Source organism: Actinophytocola sediminis, from assembly GCF_054779715.1.
Genome location: NZ_BAAGXS010000073.1, coordinates 1 through 23,514 on the forward strand (window position 1 = coordinate 1; position 23,514 = coordinate 23,514).

The 23,514-nt window shown below is 70.9% G+C and carries 27 protein-coding genes; 7 read left to right on the forward strand and 20 right to left on the reverse strand.

The annotated features are described in order from the left end of the window. On the reverse strand, positions 1 to 1,388 hold a 1,388-nt coding region (locus tag ACYVIP_RS33420; protein ID WP_460403710.1), incomplete at its 3' end, for an MFS transporter. Between the two features lie 200 nt (positions 1,389 to 1,588). Between ACYVIP_RS33420 and ACYVIP_RS33425 the strand changes: the two genes are divergently transcribed. Continuing rightward, positions 1,589 to 2,494 carry an SDR family oxidoreductase gene (locus ACYVIP_RS33425; RefSeq protein ID WP_460403844.1) on the forward strand — a complete coding sequence of 302 codons (906 nt, stop codon included), beginning with the start codon at positions 1,589 to 1,591 and terminating at the stop codon, positions 2,492 to 2,494. A gap of 7 nt (positions 2,495 to 2,501) precedes the next feature. On the opposite strand, the gene ACYVIP_RS33430 is transcribed toward ACYVIP_RS33425, so the two are convergent. After that, on the reverse strand, positions 2,502 to 3,470 hold the full coding sequence (locus ACYVIP_RS33430; RefSeq protein WP_460403712.1) for a helix-turn-helix transcriptional regulator: 969 nt from the start codon (positions 3,468 to 3,470) through the stop codon (positions 2,502 to 2,504). A gap of 200 nt (positions 3,471 to 3,670) precedes the next feature. On the opposite strand from ACYVIP_RS33430, the gene ACYVIP_RS33435 reads away from it, so the two are divergent. Both ACYVIP_RS33435 and ACYVIP_RS33440 read left to right on the forward strand, forming a co-directional pair. Then, positions 3,671 to 3,925, forward strand: coding sequence for a hypothetical protein (locus tag ACYVIP_RS33435; RefSeq protein ID WP_460403714.1), 255 nt, complete (start codon positions 3,671 to 3,673; stop codon positions 3,923 to 3,925). Between the two features lie 60 nt (positions 3,926 to 3,985). Continuing rightward, positions 3,986 to 4,288: a DUF4235 domain-containing protein gene (locus ACYVIP_RS33440; RefSeq protein WP_460403716.1), complete on the forward strand. Its 303-nt coding sequence runs from the start codon at positions 3,986 to 3,988 to the stop codon at positions 4,286 to 4,288. A gap of 4 nt (positions 4,289 to 4,292) precedes the next feature. On the opposite strand, the gene ACYVIP_RS33445 is transcribed toward ACYVIP_RS33440, so the two are convergent. From ACYVIP_RS33445 to ACYVIP_RS33475, 7 genes are all read right to left on the reverse strand, one after another. Then, positions 4,293 to 4,724 (reverse strand): ATP-binding protein, encoded by a 432-nt coding sequence (locus ACYVIP_RS33445; RefSeq protein ID WP_460403718.1) that lies wholly within the window; start codon positions 4,722 to 4,724, stop codon positions 4,293 to 4,295. 17 nt (positions 4,725 to 4,741) lie between these two features. Further along, entirely contained in the window at positions 4,742 to 5,128 is a 387-nt protein-coding gene (locus ACYVIP_RS33450) for an STAS domain-containing protein (protein WP_460403720.1), read from the reverse strand. 176 nt (positions 5,129 to 5,304) lie between these two features. Continuing rightward, positions 5,305 to 5,826: a GNAT family N-acetyltransferase gene (locus tag ACYVIP_RS33455; protein ID WP_460403722.1), complete on the reverse strand. Its 522-nt coding sequence runs from the start codon at positions 5,824 to 5,826 to the stop codon at positions 5,305 to 5,307. Beyond that, on the reverse strand, positions 5,823 to 6,563 hold the full coding sequence (locus ACYVIP_RS33460; RefSeq protein WP_460403724.1) for an SAM-dependent methyltransferase: 741 nt from the start codon (positions 6,561 to 6,563) through the stop codon (positions 5,823 to 5,825). Before ACYVIP_RS33460 ends, ACYVIP_RS33455 begins: the two co-directional genes overlap by 4 nt. Before the next feature lie 152 nt (positions 6,564 to 6,715). Beyond that, on the reverse strand, positions 6,716 to 7,597 hold the full coding sequence (locus tag ACYVIP_RS33465; RefSeq protein ID WP_460403726.1) for an SRPBCC domain-containing protein: 882 nt from the start codon (positions 7,595 to 7,597) through the stop codon (positions 6,716 to 6,718). Then, positions 7,594 to 8,163: a helix-turn-helix domain-containing protein gene (locus ACYVIP_RS33470; RefSeq protein WP_460403728.1), complete on the reverse strand. Its 570-nt coding sequence runs from the start codon at positions 8,161 to 8,163 to the stop codon at positions 7,594 to 7,596. The genes ACYVIP_RS33465 and ACYVIP_RS33470 overlap by 4 nt, the downstream gene beginning before the upstream one ends. 106 nt (positions 8,164 to 8,269) lie before the next feature. Then, a complete protein-coding gene (locus ACYVIP_RS33475; RefSeq protein ID WP_460403730.1) occupies positions 8,270 to 8,839 on the reverse strand; it encodes a snapalysin family zinc-dependent metalloprotease in 570 nt (189 codons plus the stop codon). Positions 8,840 to 9,178: 339 nt separating this feature from the next. Between ACYVIP_RS33475 and ACYVIP_RS33480 the strand changes: the two genes are divergently transcribed. From ACYVIP_RS33480 to ACYVIP_RS33490, 3 genes are all read left to right on the forward strand, one after another. Continuing rightward, positions 9,179 to 10,411, forward strand: a complete 1,233-nt coding sequence (locus tag ACYVIP_RS33480; RefSeq protein WP_460403732.1) for a CDP-glycerol glycerophosphotransferase family protein — start codon at positions 9,179 to 9,181, stop codon at positions 10,409 to 10,411. Positions 10,412 to 10,545: 134 nt separating this feature from the next. Continuing rightward, positions 10,546 to 11,247 carry a phosphocholine cytidylyltransferase family protein gene (locus tag ACYVIP_RS33485; protein ID WP_460403734.1) on the forward strand — a complete coding sequence of 234 codons (702 nt, stop codon included), beginning with the start codon at positions 10,546 to 10,548 and terminating at the stop codon, positions 11,245 to 11,247. Between the two features lie 32 nt (positions 11,248 to 11,279). Beyond that, positions 11,280 to 12,041, forward strand: coding sequence for a glycerophosphodiester phosphodiesterase (locus ACYVIP_RS33490; protein WP_460403736.1), 762 nt, complete (start codon positions 11,280 to 11,282; stop codon positions 12,039 to 12,041). An 8-nt stretch (positions 12,042 to 12,049) separates the two neighbouring features. Here the strand turns inward: ACYVIP_RS33490 and ACYVIP_RS33495 are convergent, their stop codons facing one another. The 4 genes from ACYVIP_RS33495 to ACYVIP_RS33510 form a co-directional block, all read right to left on the reverse strand. Beyond that, the gene (locus ACYVIP_RS33495; protein ID WP_460403738.1) at positions 12,050 to 12,457 is read right to left on the reverse strand and encodes a PIN domain-containing protein; all 408 of its coding nucleotides are present in this window, start codon (positions 12,455 to 12,457) and stop codon (positions 12,050 to 12,052) included. Further along, positions 12,454 to 12,699 (reverse strand): AbrB/MazE/SpoVT family DNA-binding domain-containing protein, encoded by a 246-nt coding sequence (locus ACYVIP_RS33500; protein ID WP_460403740.1) that lies wholly within the window; start codon positions 12,697 to 12,699, stop codon positions 12,454 to 12,456. Before ACYVIP_RS33500 ends, ACYVIP_RS33495 begins: the two co-directional genes overlap by 4 nt. 70 nt (positions 12,700 to 12,769) lie before the next feature. Then, positions 12,770 to 13,495 carry an ABC transporter permease gene (locus ACYVIP_RS33505; RefSeq protein WP_460403742.1) on the reverse strand — a complete coding sequence of 242 codons (726 nt, stop codon included), beginning with the start codon at positions 13,493 to 13,495 and terminating at the stop codon, positions 12,770 to 12,772. A 127-nt stretch (positions 13,496 to 13,622) separates the two neighbouring features. Beyond that, positions 13,623 to 14,132: a hypothetical protein gene (locus ACYVIP_RS33510; RefSeq protein WP_460403744.1), complete on the reverse strand. Its 510-nt coding sequence runs from the start codon at positions 14,130 to 14,132 to the stop codon at positions 13,623 to 13,625. 146 nt (positions 14,133 to 14,278) lie between these two features. Here ACYVIP_RS33510 and ACYVIP_RS33515 point away from each other — a divergent pair, with 146 nt between their 5' ends. Further along, positions 14,279 to 14,404, forward strand: a complete 126-nt coding sequence (locus ACYVIP_RS33515) for a hypothetical protein (protein WP_460403746.1) — start codon at positions 14,279 to 14,281, stop codon at positions 14,402 to 14,404. Between the two features lie 154 nt (positions 14,405 to 14,558). Here ACYVIP_RS33515 and ACYVIP_RS33520 read toward each other — a convergent pair whose 3' ends face one another. The 7 genes from ACYVIP_RS33520 to ACYVIP_RS33550 form a co-directional block, all read right to left on the reverse strand. Next, positions 14,559 to 15,122, reverse strand: a complete 564-nt coding sequence (locus ACYVIP_RS33520) for a YbaB/EbfC family nucleoid-associated protein (RefSeq protein WP_460403748.1) — start codon at positions 15,120 to 15,122, stop codon at positions 14,559 to 14,561. A 57-nt stretch (positions 15,123 to 15,179) separates the two neighbouring features. Then, a complete protein-coding gene (locus ACYVIP_RS33525) occupies positions 15,180 to 15,815 on the reverse strand; it encodes a WXG100 family type VII secretion target (protein ID WP_460403750.1) in 636 nt (211 codons plus the stop codon). Then, positions 15,812 to 16,162, reverse strand: coding sequence for a hypothetical protein (locus ACYVIP_RS33530; protein ID WP_460403752.1), 351 nt, complete (start codon positions 16,160 to 16,162; stop codon positions 15,812 to 15,814). The genes ACYVIP_RS33525 and ACYVIP_RS33530 overlap by 4 nt, the downstream gene beginning before the upstream one ends. A gap of 33 nt (positions 16,163 to 16,195) precedes the next feature. Then, positions 16,196 to 18,028 (reverse strand): WXG100 family type VII secretion target, encoded by a 1,833-nt coding sequence (locus ACYVIP_RS33535; protein WP_460403754.1) that lies wholly within the window; start codon positions 18,026 to 18,028, stop codon positions 16,196 to 16,198. A gap of 72 nt (positions 18,029 to 18,100) precedes the next feature. Then, positions 18,101 to 19,042, reverse strand: coding sequence for a hypothetical protein (locus ACYVIP_RS33540; protein WP_460403756.1), 942 nt, complete (start codon positions 19,040 to 19,042; stop codon positions 18,101 to 18,103). Further along, on the reverse strand, positions 19,036 to 19,578 hold the full coding sequence (locus ACYVIP_RS33545) for a YbaB/EbfC family nucleoid-associated protein (RefSeq protein WP_460403758.1): 543 nt from the start codon (positions 19,576 to 19,578) through the stop codon (positions 19,036 to 19,038). The genes ACYVIP_RS33540 and ACYVIP_RS33545 overlap by 7 nt, the downstream gene beginning before the upstream one ends. Before the next feature lie 365 nt (positions 19,579 to 19,943). Beyond that, the gene (locus tag ACYVIP_RS33550; RefSeq protein WP_460403760.1) at positions 19,944 to 23,354 is read right to left on the reverse strand and encodes a phosphodiester glycosidase family protein; all 3,411 of its coding nucleotides are present in this window, start codon (positions 23,352 to 23,354) and stop codon (positions 19,944 to 19,946) included. Between the last annotated feature and the right edge of the window lie 160 nt (positions 23,355 to 23,514).

Sequence of the window (23,514 nt, forward strand, 5' to 3'; positions counted from 1 at the left end):
TCGGTGGCTGTCCGCAGAGGAGGAACGCGCGATGCGTAGCTGGGACTGGTGACCCCGAGTTGTCGACCGATCTGTCCGTCGCCGTGTTCGGCCGTCGTTTCCCTGAGAGGTGGTGTGTGCGATGTTGCGGAGTTGGGACTGGTGAACTCGCCACTCTGAACAGCGTCGTCGGTCTCGCGCCCGCCCGGGCCAACGGGCACCTGCCCCCTCCGGGTACGGGCGCGACGCCACGACGTCCCAATGAGACCGGTCAGCGCGATCCCCGCCACTCCACCGGCGGCGACCGCGAGTACCGGGCTGGTCATGTCAGCGAGTATGCCGGCACCGAGGACCGCGACCCCCTGGGAGGACAACACCCCCGCACCGGCCAACCCGGACGCGGCTCCCCGCTGGCCGTCGGGCACCGCGAGCACGAACGCCGCCTGCGCGAGCACCAGGTAACCGGTGGCGAACGCCCCCGACACCGCCCACAACCCGGTGACCACCGCCAGCGGCGGCTCGAGCAGGCACAGTGCCAGCGGCACCCCGGCCGCGAGTGCGAACCACCACGTCGCCCGGTCGCGGTGGCCCTCGCCGACCCGCGCGACCAGCCACCCGCCGGCGATGCTGCCGACGGGCACGGCGGCCATCAGCAGGCCGACCGCGGCGACCGGGACGCCGAGCTCCGCCGCGTACGGCGCGGCCAGGCCCTCGGGGATGATGAACAGGCCAGCCAACCACGACAGCGCGGTCAACCCGCGCAGCCAGGGATCACGCCAGATCAGCCTGGCCGCGCCGCCCGCGCGGTCGTCGCCGGCGCGCCGTGCGGCCGGCCGGCTGGTGACTCCGGTCAGCACCACGAGCGCGCCGACCACGAAAGTCAGCGCGTTCAGGCCGAGTGCGAGGTGCGGCTCGACCACCGCGACCAGCGCTCCGCCGCCGAGAAAGCCGGCGACCTGCGCGGACTGGTTGGTGACCGTGCGCAGGGCGAGCCCGGCGACGTACCGCTCGCCGGACAGGATCGTCGGCAGCAGCGCCTGCTGGGCCGCCTTGAACGGCGCCCCGCCGAGCGTGAGCAGGAACACCAGCGCCAACAGCACCGGCAACGGCAACGACGGGATCGCCATCAGGCCGGCGAACACCGCGCGGACCAGGTCGACGACGACCATCAGCTCGCGCCGGGGGAAGCGGTCGGCCAGCCCGCCGAGCAGCACCCCGCCGACCAGCGCCGGCAGAAACGTGAACGCGTAGGTGAGCGCGGTCAGCCCGGCCGAGCCGGTCTGGGTGTACACCAGCACGGCCAGCCCGACGCGCGCGAGCTGGTCGCCGGCGACCGACAGCAGCTCCGCTGACCAGAGCGCGCGGAACTCGGGTACGGCCAGCACGCCGCGAAACCCAGCCCCACCCATCCGTTCGCCTCGCTCCTGACGCCAACAGGCCGCACTCCGCGCGGCCTGTGTTCCTGACATTAAAGCCACGTCAGCGACAGATCGCGGTCATGTCGGTTGTCTACCCGAATGGCCCACCCGGATAACAAAGGGTAGCGAGAACCGGTCAGAAAATCTGGCCAGCGACTGTCATGTTTGCCCGTCATTGTGGCGGTATGACGATGAATGCGAAGGTGGCGCTGGTCGCCGGGGGATCAAGGGCGGCGGGCCGGGGGATCGCGGTCGAGCTCGGCCGGCTGGGCATGACGGTGTACGTGACCGGGCGAACCACCCGGGGGCAGCGGTCGGAGATGAACCGGCCGGAGACGATCGAGGAGACCGCCGAGCTGGTCACCGCCGCCGGGGGCACCGGCGTCCCGGTGCGGGTCGACCACCTCGAGGCCGACCAGGTGCGGGCGCTGATCGGGCGGATCGACGACGAGCGGGGCCGGCTGGACGTGCTGGTCAACGACGTGTGGGGCGGGGACCTCTACCTCAAGTTCGGCGAGCCGCTCTGGGAGCACTCGCTCGAGGGCGGGCTGCGGATGCTGCGCCTTGGCATCGACACCCACGCGATCACCAGCCACTTCGCGCTGCCGCTGCTGATCCGCAGGCCGGGCGGGCTGGTGATCGAGATGACCGACGGCACCACGGAGTCCAACGTCGAGTACCGCGCCGACGCGGGGTTCTTCTACGACCTGGTGAAGGTGTCGGTACAGCGGATGGCGCTGGCCCAGTCGGTGGAACTGCGCGAGTTCGGCGGCACCGCGGTGGCGCTGTCCCCCGGCTGGCTGCGGTCGGAGTCGATGCTGGAGGCCTTCGGCGTGACCGAGGAGAACTGGCGCGACGCGACCGCCGACCAGCCGCACTTCGTGATCTCCGAGTCGCCGGTGTTCGTCGGCCGGGCGGCCGCCGCGCTGGCCGCCGACCCGGACGTGGCGCGCTGGTCCGGCCAGTCGGTGTCCGCCGGCCACCTCGCCCAGGTCTACGACTTCACCGACGCCGACGGCAGCCGCCCGGACGCCTGGCGCTACATCGCGGAGGTCGAACGCCCCGGCAAACCAGCCGACGCGACCGGCTACCGCTGACCCCGCGCTAGGAAGTGTTGCGGGCGGTGATGGCCTGGCCGAGGGCGGCCATGGCGGTGCGTAGGGAGGGCGGGGCGATGACCTCGACGTCCGCGCCAAGTGCGCAGAGCTGGGACAGGGCGACCTGCTCGGACTCGACGGGCAGGTCAAGGGCACACCAGCCGTCGGCGTCCGGGGGGCCGGCGGCGGCCAGGGCCTCGGCGGCGGCGTCGGGGTCGGTGACCTCGGGCAGCGCGCGCCGGGCGCGGGGGCTGAGGCGGAGGTGGACGCGTTCGCGCAGCAGTGAGCGTTCGAACCGGGCGGAGGTCTCCGCCCACCAGGAGACCAGGTCGAAGGGCGGGCGCTGGAACACCTCGTCCTCGGCCACGGACATGATCCTGGCCACCCGGTAGGTCCGCGGCACGTCTCCGGGGACCGGCCGGGCGACCAGGTACCAGACACCGGCCTTGACCACGACCCCGAGCGGTTCGAGCAGCCGGTCGACCGTCCGGTCCGCCCGGCCGTAGCGCACGCGCAGCCGTCGGGCGTCGGCCACCGCCGAGGCGACCGCGGCGAGCTGGGAGACCTCTTCCGGCCGGTGGAACCAGCCGGGCGCGTCCAGGTGGAACCGGTCACCGATCTGCTGGGCGTAGTCCCGCAGCCCGGCCGGCAGCGTAGCGAGCACCTTGGCCCGCGCCCCGGTCAGCGCCGAGCCCAGGCCCAACTCGGCCAGCACCGCCGGCACGTCGAGCGCGAAGATCGCCACGGCCTCCTTGCTGGTGAGCCCGTCGAGCCGGGTGCGCCAGCCGTCCATCAGCCGGATGCCGCCCGCCCGGCCCTGCTCGGTCCACAGCGGGATGCCGACCGACTCGAGCGCGGCGACATCCCGGTAGACCGTCCGCTCGGACACCGCGAGCGCCTCGGCCAGCTCGGCCGCGGTCGCGCGCCTGCGCTGCTGCAGCAGGAACAGCAGGGTCATCAGACGTTCGGCACGCATCAGGCGATTGTGCCGGTTCACCAAGACGGCGGTCGGCAACCGGGCGGCGCGCTGGCAGACTGGACCGATCCGGTCCGGGGTGGTCGGGCGGCACTGAGGCCGCGTTCGCGCACACCTGTTGCCGTGAGGAAAAGCGCTGTTCAGGGGTTGGTTGTGGGCTGCCCGTCGGTCCACTGAATCGGTTAGGAAGGTGGCTCGCGATGGCCAGGGACTTCAGGCAACGGGCGATCGCCGGCGACCAGCTGATCACGATCATGGACAACGCGGTCCGCGTGCTGACGACCCAGCTGCCGGAGGAGTCGCCGACCGACATCAGCCGCGTCGTCTACGAGGTCGCCACCGAGTTGGTCAGCACGGTCACCGACCCGGCGCGGCTGTCGACGATGCTGCGGCTGCGCGCGACCGCCCGGCTGCGCGCGCTCGCCGGCCACCCGGTGCCGATCCGCCGCGGCTAGCCCCGGATGGGTAGCGCGTCGCCAGGTGGGGTACGTGTGCTGGCGACGAATGGAGGACGGGTGAACAAGCACAAGCTGATCTACAAGCCGGTCGGCACGCTGCTCGGGGTGCTCGGCGGGGTGGCCGCGAGCTCGGTGTTCGGCAAGGTCTGGCAGTTGGCGACCGGCGACCGGCAGGCCCCGGAGGCGACCGACCGCGAGCGCTCCTGGGGACAGATCCTGGTCGCCGCGACCGTGCAGGGCGCGATCTTCGGTCTGGTGCGGGCGTTCATCGACCGCGGCGGCGCGGTGGGCTACCGGCGGCTCACCGGCACCTGGCCGGACGACGACTCGGGCAAGGGCAAGCGCAAGAAGCACGCCTGACCGCTCAGTCCTCGCCGTTCGTCGGCCAGGACATGCTCACGGTCGTACCGTGCTCGGAGGGTGTGATCACCGCCGTCGGCGTGAGGCCCCGGATCAGCGGCAGCCCCCGGCCGCGCGATCCGGGGTCGATCGGCGGCGGCTTCCACGTGCCGTAGTCGGTGACGGTGACCGTGACGCACCCGCGCACGTGATCACGCACCGCCCGCAGGTCGAGCAGGCCCTCCACGTGTCCGGCATAGGCGTGTTCCACGCTGTTGGCCATCGCCTCGTAGCTGGCCAGGGTCAGCGCCTCGCGGTCCTCCGCGGTGAGGTCGCTCTCCTCGGCCCATTCGGTGAGCGCGTGCCGCAGTGCGGTGAGCCGCGCGGCCGCGGCGGGCACCCGGAAGTGAAGGTCGCCGTCCTGGCTGTCATATAGCGGTTGTTGCCCAGCATTCACTCCGGAGTCCCCACCTTCTAGCCCTCCGTCAGCGCCTGATCTCGGGTGGGATAGATCGAGATGGTGTCCGCCACCCCGGTCAGCTCAAGGGGGCGGAAGGTCGCCGCGCCCGAGGCGACCAGCCGGAACCGGGTGTTCCCCGCCCGCTCGTTACAGCCGATCAGAATGCTCATCCCCACCGAGGCCAGAAAGCTCACCTCGCTCAGGTCGACGACCACCATATCCGGCGCGCGGGCGAACGCGGTGGAGATTGACTCCTCCAGTACCGGTGCGGTCACCAGATCAACCTCGCCGACCACACCCAGGACCACGGTCTCGCCCAGACTCTCGTGCCGGAACTCCTCGACCTTGACCGAGAACACTCCGGGCACAGGGTTCTCCTCGCCGAACGCCTCGGACCTCATCGCGCCACCTGCCCCGCGCACGTGCTTAGCCACATAAGGCAAGCCCTACCCCGGGGCGGACCTTTTCAAACCCGTCTCGTGGACTCGTTCGTCCTAGCGGGTAGCCAGTTCGCTGGTCGGTAAACCCAGCACTACGTAAGGCCATCGGGTGATGACCGCCGGGTGATGACCGCGGGTCAGAGCCAGGGGGTGTCGGCCGGTCGGGTCATCGTGACCCTCGGCCACCGGTCGAGTCCCCGCGCCGCCTCGTCGGCGCGGATCGCCAGCAGACCGGCGGTGAGCTCGCCCGCCGGCAGGACGGTGAACCCGAGCCGCGCGTAGTAGGGGGCGTTCCAGGCGACGTCGGCGAAGGTGGTCAGCGACAGCGTGGTCATCCCCCTGGCCAGCGCCCACCGCCGCGCCTGGTCGACCAGCAGGGCGCCGATGCCGCGCCGGCCGTGGTCGGGGTGCACCGTGACCTGCGCGATGTGCGCGTGCCCGTCGACCGGGTCGACCAGCAGGTAGCCGACCGGCCGGTCGTCGGCCGAGGCGTACACGAACGCGCGCCCGTCGCGCTGGTAGGGAGCCAGCTCCGCGATGGTCGGCGGGTCGTCGTCGGCCACCAGGGTCATGCCGATCGGGCGGAACAGCTCACCGGCGGCCTGCTCGATGTCGCACAGCACGGGCAGGTCCTCGGCGCGGGCCTCGCGGATGGTCATCGGGTGGCCACCACGATCAGCCGGCGGCTGTCCATGGTCAGCGGCGTGCCACCCTCGCCGAACGCGGTGACCTCGGCGAAACCGGCCGTGTGCAGCAGCGCGCGCAGCTCGGCGACGGCGTACAGCCGGGTGAAGAACCGGGTGTTCCGGCGCACGCCGTCGCGGATCGTGACCCGATCGACCGAGACCCGGTTGGTCAGCGGGTCGAACGTGTTGCGATCGATGAGCAGGTCGCCGTCGAGCTCCAGCACGGACGACGGCCGGAAGTTACGCAGCAGCCAGGGCAGGTGGTTCAGCTCGACGACGAACCGGCCGCCCGGCCGCAGTGCGCGTGCCACCTCGGTGAGCACCCGCCGGTTGCCATCGTCGTCGAAGTAGCCGAACGCGGTGAACCAGTTGACCACCACGTCGAACCGCGCGGTCCACGCGAGCTCGCGCATGTCGCCGAGCCGGAAGTCGACCTCGACGCCGAGCGCACCGGCGTCGGCGCGGGCCCGGTCGAGGAACAGCGGGCTGGCGTCCAGCCCGGTGACCGCGCAGCCGCGCGCGGCGAGCCGGTTGGCGATCCGGCCGTGCCCACAGGCGAGGTCGAGTACCTCGGCGCCCGGTTCGAGCCCGGCCACGGTGGCGATGAGCTCGGTCTGGGCGTCGCTGGTCTCGTCGTTCAGGGCCTCGGCGTAGAAATGGAGATAGTCCGCGCCGAACGTGCCCGCGAAATCGAACTCGGCTTCGGTCACGTCCGCATGATGACACGGGATCAATCCCCGAGGGAAAGCCATTTCTCGTCGTGCATGGCGCGCAGTGTCGCAAGTGGAGCCCGGCCGAACTCGCCTCGGTCGTCGCGGGGAACGGCCCGGTCCCACGCGCTCGTCCAGCCAGGCCTCGACCTTCACTCAGCGCCGACGGTGGTCAGCCCGTCCGGCAGGCCGGGGGCGTCCAGGCTGACCCACAACGGCCGCCAGTTCGCCACCTCGTGGAATCGGCGCAGCTCGACCGCGCCGGCCAGCCAACCGGTCCACTCGGCGTGCGGCGGCTCGTCGAACCCGCTCTGCACGAACGTCAGCCTGGTGCGCCCGACCGTGCCTTCGAGCTCCCAGTTGGACACCATGCCGTCCGGCCAGGCCATCCGCACCCGCCGCGCCGGCTCGAGGTCGAGGATCTTCGCCGCGTCGCCCGGCTGGTCGAAGCCGCCCATCGCCCATCGGCCGCCCACCTTCGGCTCGACGTCGATCACCACGCCGAACCAGCGCTGGAACGTGGCCGGGTCCATCAGCGAGTGGTAGACGTCCTCGGGGGACGCCGCGATGTCGAGCTCGGCGCGCTGTTCGGCCGAGGTGTAGTCGGGCTTGGGGGTCAGCTCGCGATCTTCCAGGTACTCCACCAGATTGCCGATCGCCAGACCCCAGAAGGTGTTCAGCACCGCGAGGCCGCGCTGCTCGGCGACCGCGTCCGCGTGGTCGAGCACGCCGCTCTGCGCGACCTCGATGATCGTGCCGTCGTCGGTCGGCTCGACACGCAGGGTCACGGTGGTGTCCGTGCCGAACAGTGTCCAGCCGAGACGGATGGTGCGTTCGTCCACGTGTTGCAGGCGTTGGCGTGGCTCGTGGCCGTCCGGGGTGGACCGGCCCCAGAACACGAAGCGCCGCGCCGGCAGGTCGACCTCGGCGTGCTCGGCGAGCCAGGTGCGCAGCGCGCCGGCGGCGGTGAGGGCCTGCCAGACGGTGTTGGGCGGGGCGTCGACCCTGGCGCGCAGGGTGAGGGTGTCGTTCACGGTTGCTCCTCGGTTGGTTTGTTGCTGGGTTGGGTTGGGTAACAGGCGAGCGCGAGCGTGAACGCGTCGCCATCGTCGCCGCCGTAGCGGGTGAACAGGTCGCGCAGGGTGTCGCGCAGGTCGTCGAGGAACTCCTTGCGTCGTTCCGGCGGCACGCGGATCTCTCCGGATACCCCCAGCGACGGCAGTTCAGGCAGGTCGAGCGTGGCCAGGTCGTCCTGCACCTGCTCCATCAGGTCGAGCAGGTAGCCGAGGCTGAGCGCGTCCCGGGTGCGGCGGTCGCCGATGCGCCCGACCAGCCGGGGCGACAGCCAGTAGGAGTGCGCGGTGGCCTGGTAGAGGCCCTCGCTGATGCCCCGGACCCGGCGTTCCGCGACCTGCCGCGCCAGACCGGCGTCGACCAGGCGTTTCACGTGGTAGTAGACGCGTTGCGGGGTCTGGTCGAGCACGGCCGCGACCTCGGTGCACGAGCGCGGCTCGGCCAGCTGCCGCAACACCTCGACGCGCTGCGGCTTGAGCAGCGCCTCGGCCTGCTCGATCTCGTCCAGGTGCAGTACGTCTCTCACAAGAGGATATTTTTGTACGTAAAAACTAATTTTGTCAATAGGTGAAGAAGAACGGCGACCGCCAGGGGGGGGCGGTCGCCGTTCCGGGTGGCCGTGCGGCCGTGGATCAGTAGGCGGCGGCCATGGTCGGCTCGTCGACCCTGGCGAGCACGCCAGGGGCCTGCTTGCCGTTGGCCCACAAGGTGTTCACCCGGCCGATCTCATCGGCGTTCGGGGACGCGTTGGTGCACGAGGGGCCGGGGCCGCCACCGGACATCAGCTCCGAGCACGGCCCGGAGTAGTTGTCCGGTAACCCGAGGACGTGCCCGGTCTCGTGGGCGGTGATCCGGACCGGCGCGTACGTGCCCATCTGGCTGTGGTCGAGGAAGATGTAGCCGTTGCCGTGACCGTCGGTGTAGGCGTAGGACCCGTTGGGGTCGTTGCCCTCGTAGAAGTCCAGGGTCGCGGCGGCTGGGTTCTCCTCCAGCCGGACGTTGGACACCGTGCTGTTCCAGTTGGCCACGCCCTGGGCGATCTGCGACTGGTAGCTCGGTGCGCCGGAATCGTCGTAGTAGACGGTCACCGCGGCGACCGTCGGATTTTCGGGTGCTGGTGCGGCTGCGGCCTGCCCGGTCGCCACCGGCGCCATGATCATCGCGGCCCCGACGGCGGCGGACAGGAATGTTTTCCTGAACATGTTTACTCCTCGCCAACACGGATGAACTGCGGCGCTTTGGACGCTAGGGAGGACTCCGCGGCCGTGGCACCGTCTTTCGGTGGTTCTGGGCCTGTGGCAATTTGCCAACTGGTTTGGCGGATTGACGAAACCTGTGTCAAATGGAAGGATACGTGGCTCCCTGGCCGTCCACAATGGACGCCAGCCGGGTAAAGTTCAGGTTTCTCTGCGGCATCCAGGACTTGGCGAGACGGCGTCGGACCCACCAAGATGGATGTGCACGGCATCTGGTCTTGGCCGTCGCACCCCCAACCATCAGGTGGTCCCCGCCGCCTTCGCGCACCCCTTTGGAGTCGCCGCGTGCTCTCGTTCGGCAGGCGCAGGAAGACCGGCGAGGACGCCCGCCGGTTGCTCGACACCCCACGAGGCCCGTCGCCTGCCGGCTACACGCCCGGCGATCCGGTGCCCGGGGCGGTCGCTGTCTACTTCGCCGACGATCCGCGCAAGCTCTACCAGCTCAGCCAGTGGTTGCCGGTGCTCGAACTGCTCGACGAGCACCATCCGGTGACGATCATCGTGCGCAACCGCAGGACCTTCGCCGAACTGCCCGGCCTGACCCGGCTGCGCTGTGTGTTCGCCCCGGCGTTCCCCGACGTTGTCGGGCTCTACGAGTGCAGTGACTTCAAGGTATGCCTCTACGTCAACAACTCGGTGCACAACTTCCACTCGCTCATGCAACGCCGGATGCTGCACGTGCACGTGAACCACGGCGAGAGCGACAAGGTCTGCATGGTGTCCAACCAGGTCAAGGCCTACGACCGGGTGTACGTCGCCGGCGAGGCCGCGGTCGGCCGGCACCGGGCCGCGCTGATCGAGTTCGACGAGTCCAAGCTCGTGCGCGTCGGCCGCCCGCAACTGGACCTGCGCCCCGAACCGCTGCTGACCCGCGACGGCCGGCGCACCATCCTGTACGCGCCGACCTGGGAGGGCGAGAACGCGTCCAACAACTACACCTCGGTCGACGCGTTCGGGCCGCGGATCGTCGCCGCGGCGCTGTCGGTGCCCAACGCGCGGGTGGTCTACAAGCCGCACCCGAGGGTCGCGCTCAGCCCGCTGCCGGCGATGGCCGCCGCCCACCGCGAGATCCTCCGGCTGCTCGACCGGCGGCCGGGCAACGAGGTGCGCCTCACCGGCGACATCCTCGCGCTGTTCCCCGCGGTCGATCTGATGATCACCGACGTGTCCTCGGTCGGCCTCGACTTCCTCTATCTGCGCGCCGACGCCCCGCTGCTGATCACCGACCGCCACGACGACCGCGCCCGGCTGCGCGCCGACGCGCCGGTCAGCCGGTGCGCGGACGTGATCGACACCAGCACGGTCGCCGTGCTCCCCGAGACGCTCGCCGAACGGTTCACCGACGACGTCCACCTGAGCGCGAGACAGTCCGCCAGGGTCGACTACTTCGGCGACCTCGCGCCGGGGGAGAGCACCGCACGCTTCCTGGCGGCGATCGACGACGCGGTCCACACCCGCGACCGTCTCCTCGGCGAGCTGGCGTCCATCCCATCCACGCAGCAGGGAGCAACCCCATGACCGAGCAGCCCAAGGGTCTCGCAACCGCACCTCAGGGGAACGTGACGCAACCCAGCCACAGGTACGTGCCCAACAGCGACTGTTCGTCCCCAGGCGTGACCAACACTCAAAATCCCGGGGAGGCGGTACAGGCCATGATTCTGGCCGCTGGCATGGGGACGCGGCTCGGGATGCCGCATCCCAAGCCGCTCACCCAGCTCGTGGACGGGCGCAGCATCCTGCGCCAGCAACTGGAGAACCTGGCCCAGGGCCTCGGCGACGGCCTCCGGGTGACGATCGTCGTCGGTTTCCGTGCCGAGGAGATCATGGCCGCCGCGCCGGGTGCGCTGTTCGCCTACAACGAGCGCTACGAGCAGACCAACACGTCCAAGAGCCTGCTGCGGGCACTCCAGGTCGGCCCGCCCGGCGGGGTGCTGTGGCTCAACGGCGACGTCGTGTTCGATCCACGGCTGCTCGAGCGGATCTCGTCCGTGATCGCGGAAGATCAGAGCTTCGTCTGCGTCAACACGGAAACTGTTGGCGAAGAGGAAGTGAAGTACACCGCGTCGGTCGACGGATTCGTCGTGGAGCTGTCAAAATCGGTGGTCGGCGGACTCGGTGAGGCCGTCGGGATCAACTACGTCGCGTCGTCCGACCGGGCGACGCTGGTCGAGCACCTGGAGGGCTGCACCGACGCCGACTACTTCGAGCGCGGGATCGAGACCGCGATCGCGGTGGCCGGGATGCGGGTACTGGCGCTGGACATCTCCGAGTTCTTCGTCGTGGAGGTGGACTTCGCCGGCGACCTCGATCGTGCGAACGTGGAGGTGGGCAGGACCGTCACCTCCGCCGCCTGAGTTTTCCCGGGCGCGCGGGGTGTCGGCGCGCTATGGACGGGAACAGAGTCTTCGGGCAGGGGCCGGTGCTCCTCGGCCATCGCGGCTGTGGCCGCGGCACGGTGGCCGGGCATCAGGAGAACACCCTCTCCTCGTTTCTCGCCGCCGTCGAGTTCGGCATCGACTGGGTGGAGGTCGACGTCCGGCGCACCTGCGATGACCGGTTGGTGGTCGCGCACAACCCGGCCACCGAGGAAGGCGTCTTCTACGCCGACATCACCGGCACCGGCGACGCGCTGGACCTGGAGACGTTGCTGGAGGCGCTGCCGACGTCGGTCGGCGTCGACTTCGACGTGAAGTCGTCGATGGAGGACGCCACCCGGTCGCGGCCGGACTCCACCATGGGCCGGCTCGCGGACGTGGTCCGGCGGGAGGCGCTGCGGCGGCCGACGCTGATCTCGTCCTTCGACGCCGGTGCGTTGGACATCGCCCGCGAGCTGGCGCCCGGGGTGCCGCGTGGTCTGCTGACCTGGCTGGACTTTCCGATCGGGCAGGCGGTCGCGATGGCCGGGCATCTGGATGTGCAGGTGCTCGCGCCGCACTGGGGTTCGTTGCGTCCCAACGAGGTGGAGTCCGCGCACCGGCCGTTGTCGTACGTGGTGGACCTGGTGCATGCCAGCGGGCGGGAGTTCCTGGCGTGGTGTCCCGGGGTCAAGTTCGCCAGGCAGCTGCTGGACGCCGGGGTGGACGCCCTGTGCGTCAACAACGTGCCGAAGGTCCTCGCCGAACTGGCCGGCGAACTGACCACCGTGTGACCCACGCGTCAGGCGGTGAGGTGTTCAACCTTGGCTCCGACTGCCTCGTAGGTGGCCGCGGCTCGTTGGTCAAGGCTCATCAGGGTCGCCTCGTGTTCGGCGGCGGTGAAGGCGATCAGCGCGTCGTAGGTTGATCCGCCAAGAATGTGCCCGGACGCCACCATGGCGAGTAGTTCCTGGTAACCGACCTCGGACAGCGTGAGGAAGGGCTCCACGAATCGTTCGGTGATGAAGGAATGGACGAGTGAGGCACCTGCTCGGTGTGGCGGAGGCAGGCGCGTCAGGACCGAGTAGGACTCAACCGCCGCATGCGCGATGAGGCGAGGCTGGCTCGCCATGGCCTTCTTGGCGACAGCGTGGTGTTCGTGCCAGCTGGCGAAAGCCGGTATGACCACGCTGGAATCGACAGCTTTCACCGCCGTGTCCGCTCCAGGACGTCGCGAACCATGTCAGCGGTCAGTGGGGGCATATCGGCATCGGCGACAGCGACCACACCGTCACCTTCGTCGACGAGTTTCATCGGTGTCGGCGCCGGCACGATCTCGAGGTGTCCGTCCCGCTCCGCGATCTCCAAGGGTTGGCCTGCGGTCAGGCCGAGCGCGTCCCGAAGCGCCTTGGGGATCACGACTCGACCCGCCGAGTCAATGGCAGTTCTCATGCCATTAATTTACCAGGCTCGCTACCAGGAACCAGGTCAGTGGCGTGGTTCGGCTGCGGGGCAGGTAGCGTCAGCCGTCGCGGGCGATGAGTTCCACGGTCACCAGCACGGCCACGGCCTCGATGGCCAGCAGCGAGATGAGCACGACGAGCTGGGCGGCCCCTGCCTGGAGCGGGTCGCCGCCGCCGAGCAGCACGCCGACGTAGGCGCCGGGCAGGGTGACCAGGCCGACGGTGCGGGTCTGGTCGAGTACCGGGACGAGCGCCTGGGGCGCGGTCGGCCGCAGGAGCAGCAGCGCCGCGTCGCGGGTCGGGAGACCGAGCGCGAGCGCTGCCTCGTACTCGCCGCGCCGGGTGGACAGCTCGTCCAGCGCGCGCCGGCCGGCCAGGGAGGTCGCGGTCATCGCACCGCCGATGAGGATGCCCGCGATCGGCACGATGACCACCGGTTCCCACGGCGCGATCCGGGTGGCGAACAGCAGGGCCAGCACGGGCAGCAGACCGGTCGCGATGGCCGCGGCGGGGATCGCGCTGAGCCGGCCGAAGATCCGCCGCCCGGAGGTGTAGGTGGCGATCGACAACATCAGCACCACGAACCCACCGGTGAGCCAGCCGGACGCGAGCACCGCCGTGATCAGCAGGGACACCGCGCCGAGCTGCACGACCGCGCGGATGGCGGCGGTGGCGACCGGGCGCCAGGAGGAGATCCGGCCGAGCCACACGGTCAGCGCGCCGGCCGAGGTGAGCAGCGTGAGCACCACGGCGAGCGGCCAGCCGAGCGTGATCGTCCCGTTCATCCGCCCAGTGTGGGTGCTCGGGCCGTCGCACGCGTCCACCGCGATGGCGGCGTTGGCGAGAACGAAGAAGGCGGTTGGCAACGAACTGTGCCAACCGCCTTCGGTTCCTCGTGGGTTCTCTAGGACCTCATTGGTACCCGCCGCCGCCACGACCCCCGCCGCCACGACCCCGGCCCTGGAAGTCCCTCGGGTGCCAGTCGGTGATGATCGTGCCGTCCTGGGCGACGACCAACCGCACGCCGTTATGGCCGGTGTACAGGAAAGTACCGCGCTCAGGCTGCCACACGGGCGGGAAGGCCGGGTTGGTGAACGCGTCGTGTCGTTCCTGGGCGGTCACCGAACGTCCGGTGAGTCGCTCCCCGCTGTGGTTGGTCTCGCCGCCGAGGTGCCGGGGTGGCTGCGGTTGGCGTTGTTGTTGGCCGGTCGGCTGATAGCGGGGCGGAGGTGTCGGCACCACCGGGGGCGGCCCGCCCGAGCCGGCCACGTTCGCCCAGGAATTCCCGCCGGGGGCGGGCGCCGGTACCGGCGGTGGAACCGGCCGGAGGGGCACCGGCTGACCACGCCCGGGCAGCGGGCCGCCGTGCATGGGTGGCTGCATCGACTGACCGGCCCGGCCGAGTCCGCCCGCGCTCTGCATCGTGTTGTTCCCGATGGTGGAGACGCCGGCGGGCGGGAAGTTGCCGGTATATCCCGGCGGCGGCGTCTGCCAGGGATGCGGCGTGCCGCGGCCCCACGGGTTGGCCGGGGGCTGGGCAGGTGGTGCGACCGGGGGAGGCCGGAGCGGTGGCAGGCCCGTGGGCGGCGGTGCGCCGCGTCCGGGAGCGCCGCGTCCCCATGCTCCGGCGGGTGGCGGGGGCTGCGGTGCGCCGCGTCCCCACGCTCCGGCTGGCGGCGGAGGAGCCGGCGTGATCGGGGGCGCGCCGCGACCCCAGGCCCCGGCGGGTGGCCGGGGCTGTGGCGACGGGCTCCGCGAGCCGGGCGCGGGGCCGATGCGGCCTGGTGGTGGCATGGGGATGCCTCTTTTCGCGGCGTCAGGACTGAACTGGGCGTCCAGGGATGGTGGCTACCACGGGGTTTCCCATTCCTCGTCCTCGTCGTGCTTCCTGGCCGGTGCGCGGTGTTGCGTACCGGCGGGGACGGCCGGCTGGACGTTGGCCGGGGGTGGCGGCGCGGGTGCCTGGGTGGCCGCCAGTTCGGTGTCTATGTCGGACAGTCCGAAGTTCGCGTTCTCTTCCAACGGTGCCAGCGGAACCTCGTCGACCTCGGCCAGCGGTGGAAAGCGGTAGCGGTACTCGTCGGCGACCGCGTCGGCGCCGGCCGCGTCGCCCATCGTGTCGGTGACGACCACGCTCACCTGATCGGCCAGCCTCGCCTGGGCCCGCCGCAGACACGCCATGATCTGCGCGGCGACCTGGTCCGGCTTCATCCGGCCGACATCCTCACCGAGGCGCAGGTCGGTGGGAATGCCGGAGGACCCGACGGTGAGCATGATGGCCCCACCGGCGGCGGACTCGGTCACCGACACCTCGTCGATCGCCCGCCGGGTGGCGTCGAACCGTTGCGCCTGCTCGGAAACTCCCGACCGCCATTCCGCGATCAACTGCGAGATCTCGTCTGTGCTTGCCAATTCTGCTTCCTCCAGTATCGCGACGTGCAGCGCGTCCGGTAGTGGTGTGGCCGCGCCTCAGGCCCAGCCGTCGACAATGGCCGCGACGTCGGCGAGCACGTAGTTCAGCGAGGCGGGATGGCCGGAGCTGAGTACGTTGTAGTAGTCCGGCAGCCGGTTGATGATGTCGTGCACGCAGTGGGTCGCCGACTCCTGGATGTGTGCTCGGGAACTGCCGGCCAGGTCGCCGGCGGCGGTCACCAGGGCGACGATCGACTCCGCGGCCTTGGCCACCACCATGAGCTCGTCCTGCTGGGAGGTGGCGCTCGCCTGGTACTGGGCGCCGGCGTCGCCTGCCCACTGCGCGGTGTGCGTGCGCACGCTGGTCTCGAACTGTTCGCCGGCCGTCCTGGCGAGTTCGGCCACGCGCTGCCAGTTCTCCACGTACTGGGTGACCGCGCCCGAATCCCCGGCGAACCACTTCTGTGCCTCGCGCAACGGCTGCAACTGTTCGACCAGGCCGGGAATGTTGGTGCCCGACAACGCCTCCACCGGATCCGGCGCGGAACCGAGCGCCATCACCCCGCCTGACACGACCACGCTCTCGGGATGTGCCCAGTCGCCGCGCCGCACCGACTCGTTGATCTCGTGCAACTCGTCGGCGCGGCGCGCGGGCTCGCCGTGCTCGACCGTTCTGGTCAGCTGCTCGGTCATTCCGCCTCCACCGCGCCGCGCAGCAGGCCGACGTTCGTGCGTTCCATCTCGTCGTAGGCGCGGACGGTGTGGTCCACACCGTCCCGGTTGGCGCCGACCGACTCGACGGCCCGTTCGAACGCGCTCTGCGCCGTCTCGGCCGTCGGGGTGATCGACTCGGCGAGCGGGGCGCCGAAGGGCCCGAACGCCTCTGTTGGCAGGCGCGTGTCGAGTGCGGTCCGCAACGCTTCCGCCAGCTGCTCGACGACCCCACCGAGTTGTTGGTGGTGGGCGGTCAACGCGCTGATGTCGACGTCGAAACCGGATGTTGCGCCGGGCGTCGACCCCGGCTGCTGGTTGGTGGTCACGATGCGGTGTCCTCGCGATCAGTGCGCTCGGGGTTACTGCTGACCCTGGTTGGGTGGGGCTGCGGGGTTGCGGGGTTGCGGCGGCGTGGCACCGATCACCGGGGGCGGCGGGTTTCCTTCCGGCGCCTTGAAGATCTCCTCGCCCTTGATGAACGCGGCCGACTTGCGGACCTGGTCGCCACCCTGGCCACCGCCGCCACCGCCGCCGCCCATCGGCATGCCGCCACCGCCCATGGGGGCGCCGCCCGACGGTCCGCCGCCCGCTGGCCCCGTCGGCCCGAACCCGCCGCCGGGTGCACCGGCCATGCCGGTCGGCACCGCGCCGAAAGTGGCTGAGGAGACCGGCGGGCCGCCGCCTGGGCCCCCGACGCCGCCGCCGCTGAAGCCGCTGGCACCACCACCGGCACCGCCGCCGCCGCTGAAGCCGCCACCGCCACCGCCGGCACCTCCGCCACCGCCGCCGAACTCGGACGACGGGATGGGCGGCGATGAGGGCAGCGACGGCAGGTCGTTCATCGCGGGGACGGTGAGCGAGCTGGAATCAGGGATGGACGAGAGCGGATCGGGAACCTCCGGCGGCGACCAGTTGCGTGGCGTCCCCTGGTTGGCCGGGCTGATCGGCTCGTTGACCGGGCGCAGCGGCTCACTGGCCGAGTTCGGCGTGGACGGCATTTCCGGCAGCGTCGGCAGGGCCGGCGTCTGCGGCGGGGTCCACGACCTGGTCGGCTGGGTCTCCTGCGTCGGCGCCTGGTTGCGGACCGAGTTGGGGTTGCTGGCAGGAGGGCCGGCCGGCATCTGCGGCATCGTCGGCATCTGTGGAGTCGGCGGCATTTGTGGCATCGCCGGCATTTGCGGGGTCGGTGGGGTCGGCGGCATCTGTGGCATCGTCGGCATCTGTGGCGTCGACCCGGAAGCCGGCCCGGTGCTGCCCGGCATGGACGGCAGGTTGGGCATCGTCGACGCCGGATCGGTCATCCCCGGCGCCCCGCCGCCACCAGGGGGCGGGGTCGTGCTGACCGGTGGTACCTCAGGAGGCGTGAAGGTGGGGATGGCAGCTGGTCCACCACCGCCTGGTCCGCCCCCTGGTGCGCCGCCGGCCGGGCCGCCAACGGGCATCGCGGGTCCGCCAAGTGCCGGGTCCATCGCGGGATCGGGCATCGGGCCCGTTCCGCCACCGTAGCCACCGCCTGGGCCGCCAGCGGGTCCGCCAAACGCGGGGTCCATCGCGGGATCCATCCCCGGGCCGCCGCCATAACCGCCACCGCCGCCATAACCGCCAGTGGTGTCGTAACCGCCGCCGCCACCGCCGTAGCCGCCGGTGGTGTCGTAGCCGCCGCCGCCATAACCGCCACCGCCGCCGCCATAGCCGCCGGTGGTGTCGTAACCGCCACCGTAGCCACCGCCGCCATACCCGCCGCCGCCGTAGCCGCCGGTGGTGTCATAGCCGCCGCCGTAGCCGCCGCCTGGGCCCGTGCCGCCGCCGAGGCCGTAACCGGGGGGCGCCTCACCGGGGAGTCCGAAGTTCTCCTGTCCGAGCCCCGAGGTGTTCTGTGCCTCCATCTCGGCGTACTCCGCGGCGGTCTGCTTGGTGCCGGTGGCGGCCATCTCGATGGCCTCCGCGGACTGCGACAACAGGTCGGTGATCCGTTGCGTGCTTTGCGCCATGGCCGCGGTGAAGCCGTTCTCCTGCGCGGCCGGGCCGAACATGTCCGGGGTGACCTCGATTGTCCCCAACGACGTCGCGGCCGTGGTCACCGCCTCGGACCTGCCGGAGAGCCGGTTGCCGAAGCTGTTGATCATGTCGCTGGATACCGTGAAGCCAGCGCCCTGGCCGGTCTGGCCGGTAATGCCGGTCATGCGGGTCATCTCATGTCCTCCCTGCCGCTCATGCCATGCGCGCGGTCAGGCGCGCCTCATGGAGATCTGTGCCCGCGAGACCTAGTACGAGCCGTAGTTCCCGGTTCCGCCATAACCCTGGGTCGCGCCGGTGCCCTGGGGCACGCCGTAGCCCTGGGGCGCGCCGTAACTCTGCCCGGAACCGGCGGGGGTGTTCATCGGCCTCGAGCCAGTGGACGAGGTCTGCCCGGTGGCCTGCTCGAACCGCTTGAGCTCCTCGGCGATCTTCTCGGCGATGGCCTCCAGCTCGCCCATCCGCTCGGTCTGCCGGCCAAGGGCCTCCAGCAGCATGGTGATGCGCCGGGCGGACTCGATGGCGACGCCGATGGCGACCGCGATGGACGCGGCGACGCCAACCGCGACCGAGGTGCCGAAGGTCCAGAAGGCCGCCGCGATCGCCGCGACCATGATGATGACGATCGAGCCGATCGCGGTGGCGACCAGGTCACGGACGATCTTCCGCAGGGTGATCACCATGGAGCCGGACACGGCGGTCAACGTGCCAAGGCCCTCGACCACGCGGGCGAGCGCGATGATCTCCCCCTGGAGCTGCTTCATGCTCGAGCGGTGCGCCTCGGCGGCCTCGCCCTCCCAGTCGTCAAGGGACGGGATGTCCTCCCGGTGCCCGTGCCCGACATAGGTCAGGTTCTCGGTGATGGTCTTCATCGCGTCGACCGCGGTCTGCACGGCCGCGGAGTCGCCGTCCAGCTTGTCGATCGGATCGCGCAGGAAGCCGATCGAGTCGATCAACCAGCCGAACCCGGAGGAGAAGATCTGGGTGAACGGGTCGGAGGCCGCGCCACCGCCGTCGCCGACGTTGTCCATGCCCTCCAGGGTGTGGCCGACGATGGGCACGCCCTCCTGCTTGGCGTCGTTCTCCAGCTTCTTGACCTGGTGCTCGATCTCGACGGCGAACTGGCCCTCCTGCCCACTGCCGCCGCCGGAGCCGCCGGACGAGGTCGACGAGTTGTTCGTGGTCACCATGGCTCCAAGTCGTCGTCGTGGTCATTCTGGGTCGGGCGCCCCCGCCGTCCCCTTGCTGGCGGCTGCGCCGCCGGTGTTGCCGGTTGCGTGGTCGGCGGTTCTGGTGCCGGCGGCTGTTCGGTCAGGTCGGCCGGGACGAACTTGTCCTCGTTCGGTACCTCGTCGGCCGCCACGGTCTCCGCCTCGTCGGCCGGCGGCTCGTAGGTGATGAACTTCTTGGTCTGCTCGGTCAGTTCCGGGTTGCCGAAGGGCACGAACGCCTCGGACACCCGTTCCGCGGACTTGCGCTGCGCCGCGCGCACGGTGTTCATGATCAGGGTGCCGAGTTGGGTCGTGCTGTGGCCGGCGGCGCGGTGCCCGAGGCTGAGATTCTGCAGGGCGCCGTTGGGGCCGACCGTGACGGTCACCGCCTCGTCCGACGAGGTGAGCGTGACGGCCGCGTTGTTGATGTCTTCCTGGAGCTTGGCGGACCGTTGTTGCAGATCAGCCAGCCAGGCCCCGGAGCCGACCGGCTGGCTGGGATTCGGTGTCGTCATAGCCTTACCTCGCTGAGCGTCTGGTCGATGCGGCGCCTGCGGCACGATCGAACCAGGTGATCACCGTCGATGCCCTGGTCCGGTTGGCGCTTGGGTGGCTGGCCGCCGATGACCGAAAGGACAGGTCGGCGCCCGGCGCGTCGAAGATACGCGTATCGGTGACGAACTGGGACCCGTGGGTCACCACGCGCGCGATCACGGCACCGAGTATCGACCTGTCAGTCATCACAGCTGCGCGAATCGTGACGACAGTGGCGGTCATCACACTTGCCGGTCATCGCTCGCGGCGTGAGACAGAGGTGTTTTTCATGCGCGGACTGACTCGCGGCCACCGCCCCGCGCCGGGCGGTGGCCGCGAGTCGGCGTCACGCGGCGCCGCTGGCCGCCGCCACCAACTCGACGGTCGTCCGTTCGCGGACGCCGTTCACCAGGACCTCCAGGGTCACCGTGCCCGGCCGCAGGGCGGTCAGCTCGCCCGTCAGCGGGTCGAACCTGGCCACGTGCCGGTGTTTGACGTCCTTGGCCGCCCCGATGTGCACGGTCGGGGACGCCGACCAGTCGGCGGTCACCGGATAGGCCACCGGCACCGTCCGCTCGTCCTGGAGCAGGCTCGCGGAGACCACAGTGGACTCACCGACCGGCAGGCTCGCCGGCGCGTCGATGCTCAGCTCGTCCACGTGCGGCCGGACCTCCACCGCGAGACCACCCGGCCGCACGCCCCACAGCGACCAGCCGGTGAACCCGCCGTCGGCCGCGCCGGTGGACGGGTTCTTGCCCGAGTTGCCGTTGATGAAGTACGGCACACCGTCCACATGGGACGCGTGGAACGTGCCGACGTGCGCCCCGATGAACGCCGCCCGCTTCCCTGACCGTGCCTGGAAGTCCGCCAGCCAGCGCTGCAATGTGGCCGCCTCCTTGCGATCGGACAGCTCACTTGCCCGCGCCGGCGTCGGATCCCTCGGCGGCACGTGCTGGAGCACCACCACCGACCGCACCGAACGGTCCGCCGCCGCCCGGTCCAACTCGGTGCGCAGCCGACCGAGCTGGGTCCAGTCGCCACCCCGGTAGGACAACGCCGAGGTGTCGAACGAGACGAACCTGGTCCCCTTGTGGTCGAAGGTCCGCTGGGACTGTCCGAACGCCTCGGTGAAGTTCGCCAGCCCGCCGTCGGCCCGCTCGTGGTTGCCCGGCACGTAGTAGTACGGCAATCGCCCGGCCAGCTCCTCGTCGAGAATCCTCTTGGCCAGCGCGAAGTCCGCCGCCGACGCCTCGTCGACCAGGTCACCGTTGATCACCAGGAAGTCCGGCCGCGCGGCCAGGATCTCCCGCAGGGTGCGGCGCGCGTTGGCCACGATCTCACTGTCGGGATCCCTGGCCACGAACTGCGCGTCCGACATCACCGCGAACCGCCACTTCGCGCCGGCCACCGAACCCTCCCGCACGATCAGCGGGTCGATCACCTTCTCCGCCGGCGGCACCGCCAGCTCCGGCGGCACCATCGCGGTGAGCTGGTCGATCACCACGTCACCCTGGTAGCTCCTGGTCGGATCGGTCTCCGCGGCGTAGAACCGGCGCAGCGTCAACGGATACGCCGTCCCGGCCGGCACGGTGAACTTCAGCTGCTGCCAGCCGGTGCCGGTGAGGTAGTCGGAGCGGAACGCGGGCAGCAACTGCCCCGTGCCGTCCCACGCCTGCAACGAGGACCACTCGCCCTTGCCGGTGGAGTTCACCCACAGGCGCAACTCCTTGGGCTGGCCGGGAATCGTCAACCCCTCCGGCGCGAGCGCGCCGCCGGTGCGGGTGCCGGTGCTCTGCGTGAAGTCGTAGGTCAGCCGCAGGCCCGGCCCGCCGTCCCGGCCCTCGCCCGGGGCGACGGCGCCGGTGGCCCGCTCGCCGAAGAACCGCCAGGCCGCCGGATCGGCGAAGTCGGCGACCACCGCCTCCTCCAGGCCAACGGTGACCGGCAGTACCGATTGCACGCCGTCGACCTCGATGGTGACCAGCGTCGAGCCCGACGCCTTACGCGCGGTCGCGGTGAACCGGCCGTCCTCGCCGGTGGTGATCTCCAGCAGGTCCCGGTCGTAGGTCAGCCGGACGTCGGCCGGCTCGATCGGCGCGCGCCAGCCGTCGGCGTCCGCGCCGACGACGCCGAACGCCGCGCGCTGGCCCTGGCCGCCGAGCGCGACCTGCTCCTGTGTCGACTCCACAGTGGACACTCGGGGCAGCACGGTCAGGTCGACCTCGCCGCGCACGTTCCGGTCGGACACGGTGACCTCGGTCCGTCCCGGCCGCCGGGCGTGGAACACCCCGTCCCGGTCGACCGCGCCGTGCACCGGCTCGGCGCGCCACCGCGGACTCGCCTTGGCCGGACCGTAGGTCTCGTCGTAGGCGGCGGCGCGCAACCGGCGGGTCAGCCCGGAGAACACCCGCTCGGGGTTGCTCGGCGCGACCGTCGACGAGCCGGACGCGCGGTCCGGGTCGAGCACCGGCTCCACCCAGAACCCGCGCGGCTGCCCGCTGCCGCGCGGCGCGAACAGCGCGAGCCCGTTGGGCACCCGCCGCTGCGCGCCGTCCGATGGCCGGTTCTCCACCTGCCCGGTCGCCGAGCCAGGCTCCCGCGCGACCATCGTGGTCGAGCCGCCGCCATCGAGGTTCACCGCGTGGTAGGCGCCGAGCTCGACCATCATCGTGGCCAGCTCGTCCAGGCCGAGACCCTCGGCGAAGGCCGACTGCCGGCCGTCCGCGGTGAGCAGGAACATCTTCCTGCCGTCGCGGGAGAAGCCGATCGCCGTGCGCGGCGCGGCCGGCACGTTGTTGCCGGCACTGGCCTGCTGCGGCACGCCGTTGACCACGAGCAGCTGGCGGCCGTTGACCGCGGCGTGGATCCGTTGCCCCTGCTCGGTTCGCGCCTGGTAGTCGACCGTGACCCGGTCGCCGACCGCCAACGTGGCGAGCGCGGCCGCACCGTCCTCGCGGCCGACGAGCATCAGCGTGTTCGCCGCGATCGGGCCCTCGCCCGCCTGGTCACGCACCGCGGTGACCACGTGGTCGACGACCTCGACCTCGGTGACCGCCGCGGCGTCCTGGGTGGCGCGGCACCGGCAGTAGGTGCCCCACAGCGGGGTGAACGCCTCGATGCCGCCGACGGCCAGCGTCGGCTTGTTCACCCCGGCCAACGGCAGGTCGTCCGGTCCCGGCAGGTCGACGGTGCCCTCGAAGAACACCTCACCGACCGAGCCGAGCCCGTCCGGGGTGACGATCGCCGCCGACTTGCGCCAGGTCGGCGAGCTGTCCGGCGACTGGACGAGCTCACCGGACTGGACGCCGACGCCCAGTGGGGCGGTGGAGTTGTTGATGTCGAAGAAGTCCCCGTTGACCGCGGCGACCGCGCCGACCCGCTCGGCCTGCGCGGACAGCGGCTCGCCGTGCGCGACCTGGCCGGGGAACAGGTAGTCGACGGTGGTGCCCTTGGTCAGGTCGACCGCGAGGCTGTCGGCCTGTAGCCAGGTCGGGGTGGCGGTGTAGCCGTCGGGGCCGTAGCGGTCGAAGGACCGGAGGGTGACCCCCGGCGCGACCGGCCGGGTCCGCTCGTCGGTCTCGATTCGCGGCTCGGCGGCGGCCATGGCCCTGGCCGCCGGCATGGCCTCGGTCGGGTGGTCGCTCGAGTCGGAGGTGGCAGCCGAGCGGTCGAGCTCGTCGGCGAGCGCCGTCGGCAACGGGCTCAGCACGACCAGGGACGTGGTCATCGCGACGATCGCGAGCAGCTTTCTGGGCACCAGCAGAGTCTGACCCGCCCGTCGGTTTCTCACCAGACCCGGAAGTGTCATGCAAGGAAATTTCATCTGTCCAGGTCACGGCGAAACCCGGTCGACGGTGCGCTCCGGCACGCGTCGCTCACCACGCGTACTCCTGGCATGGAAACGGTGGGCACCGTCG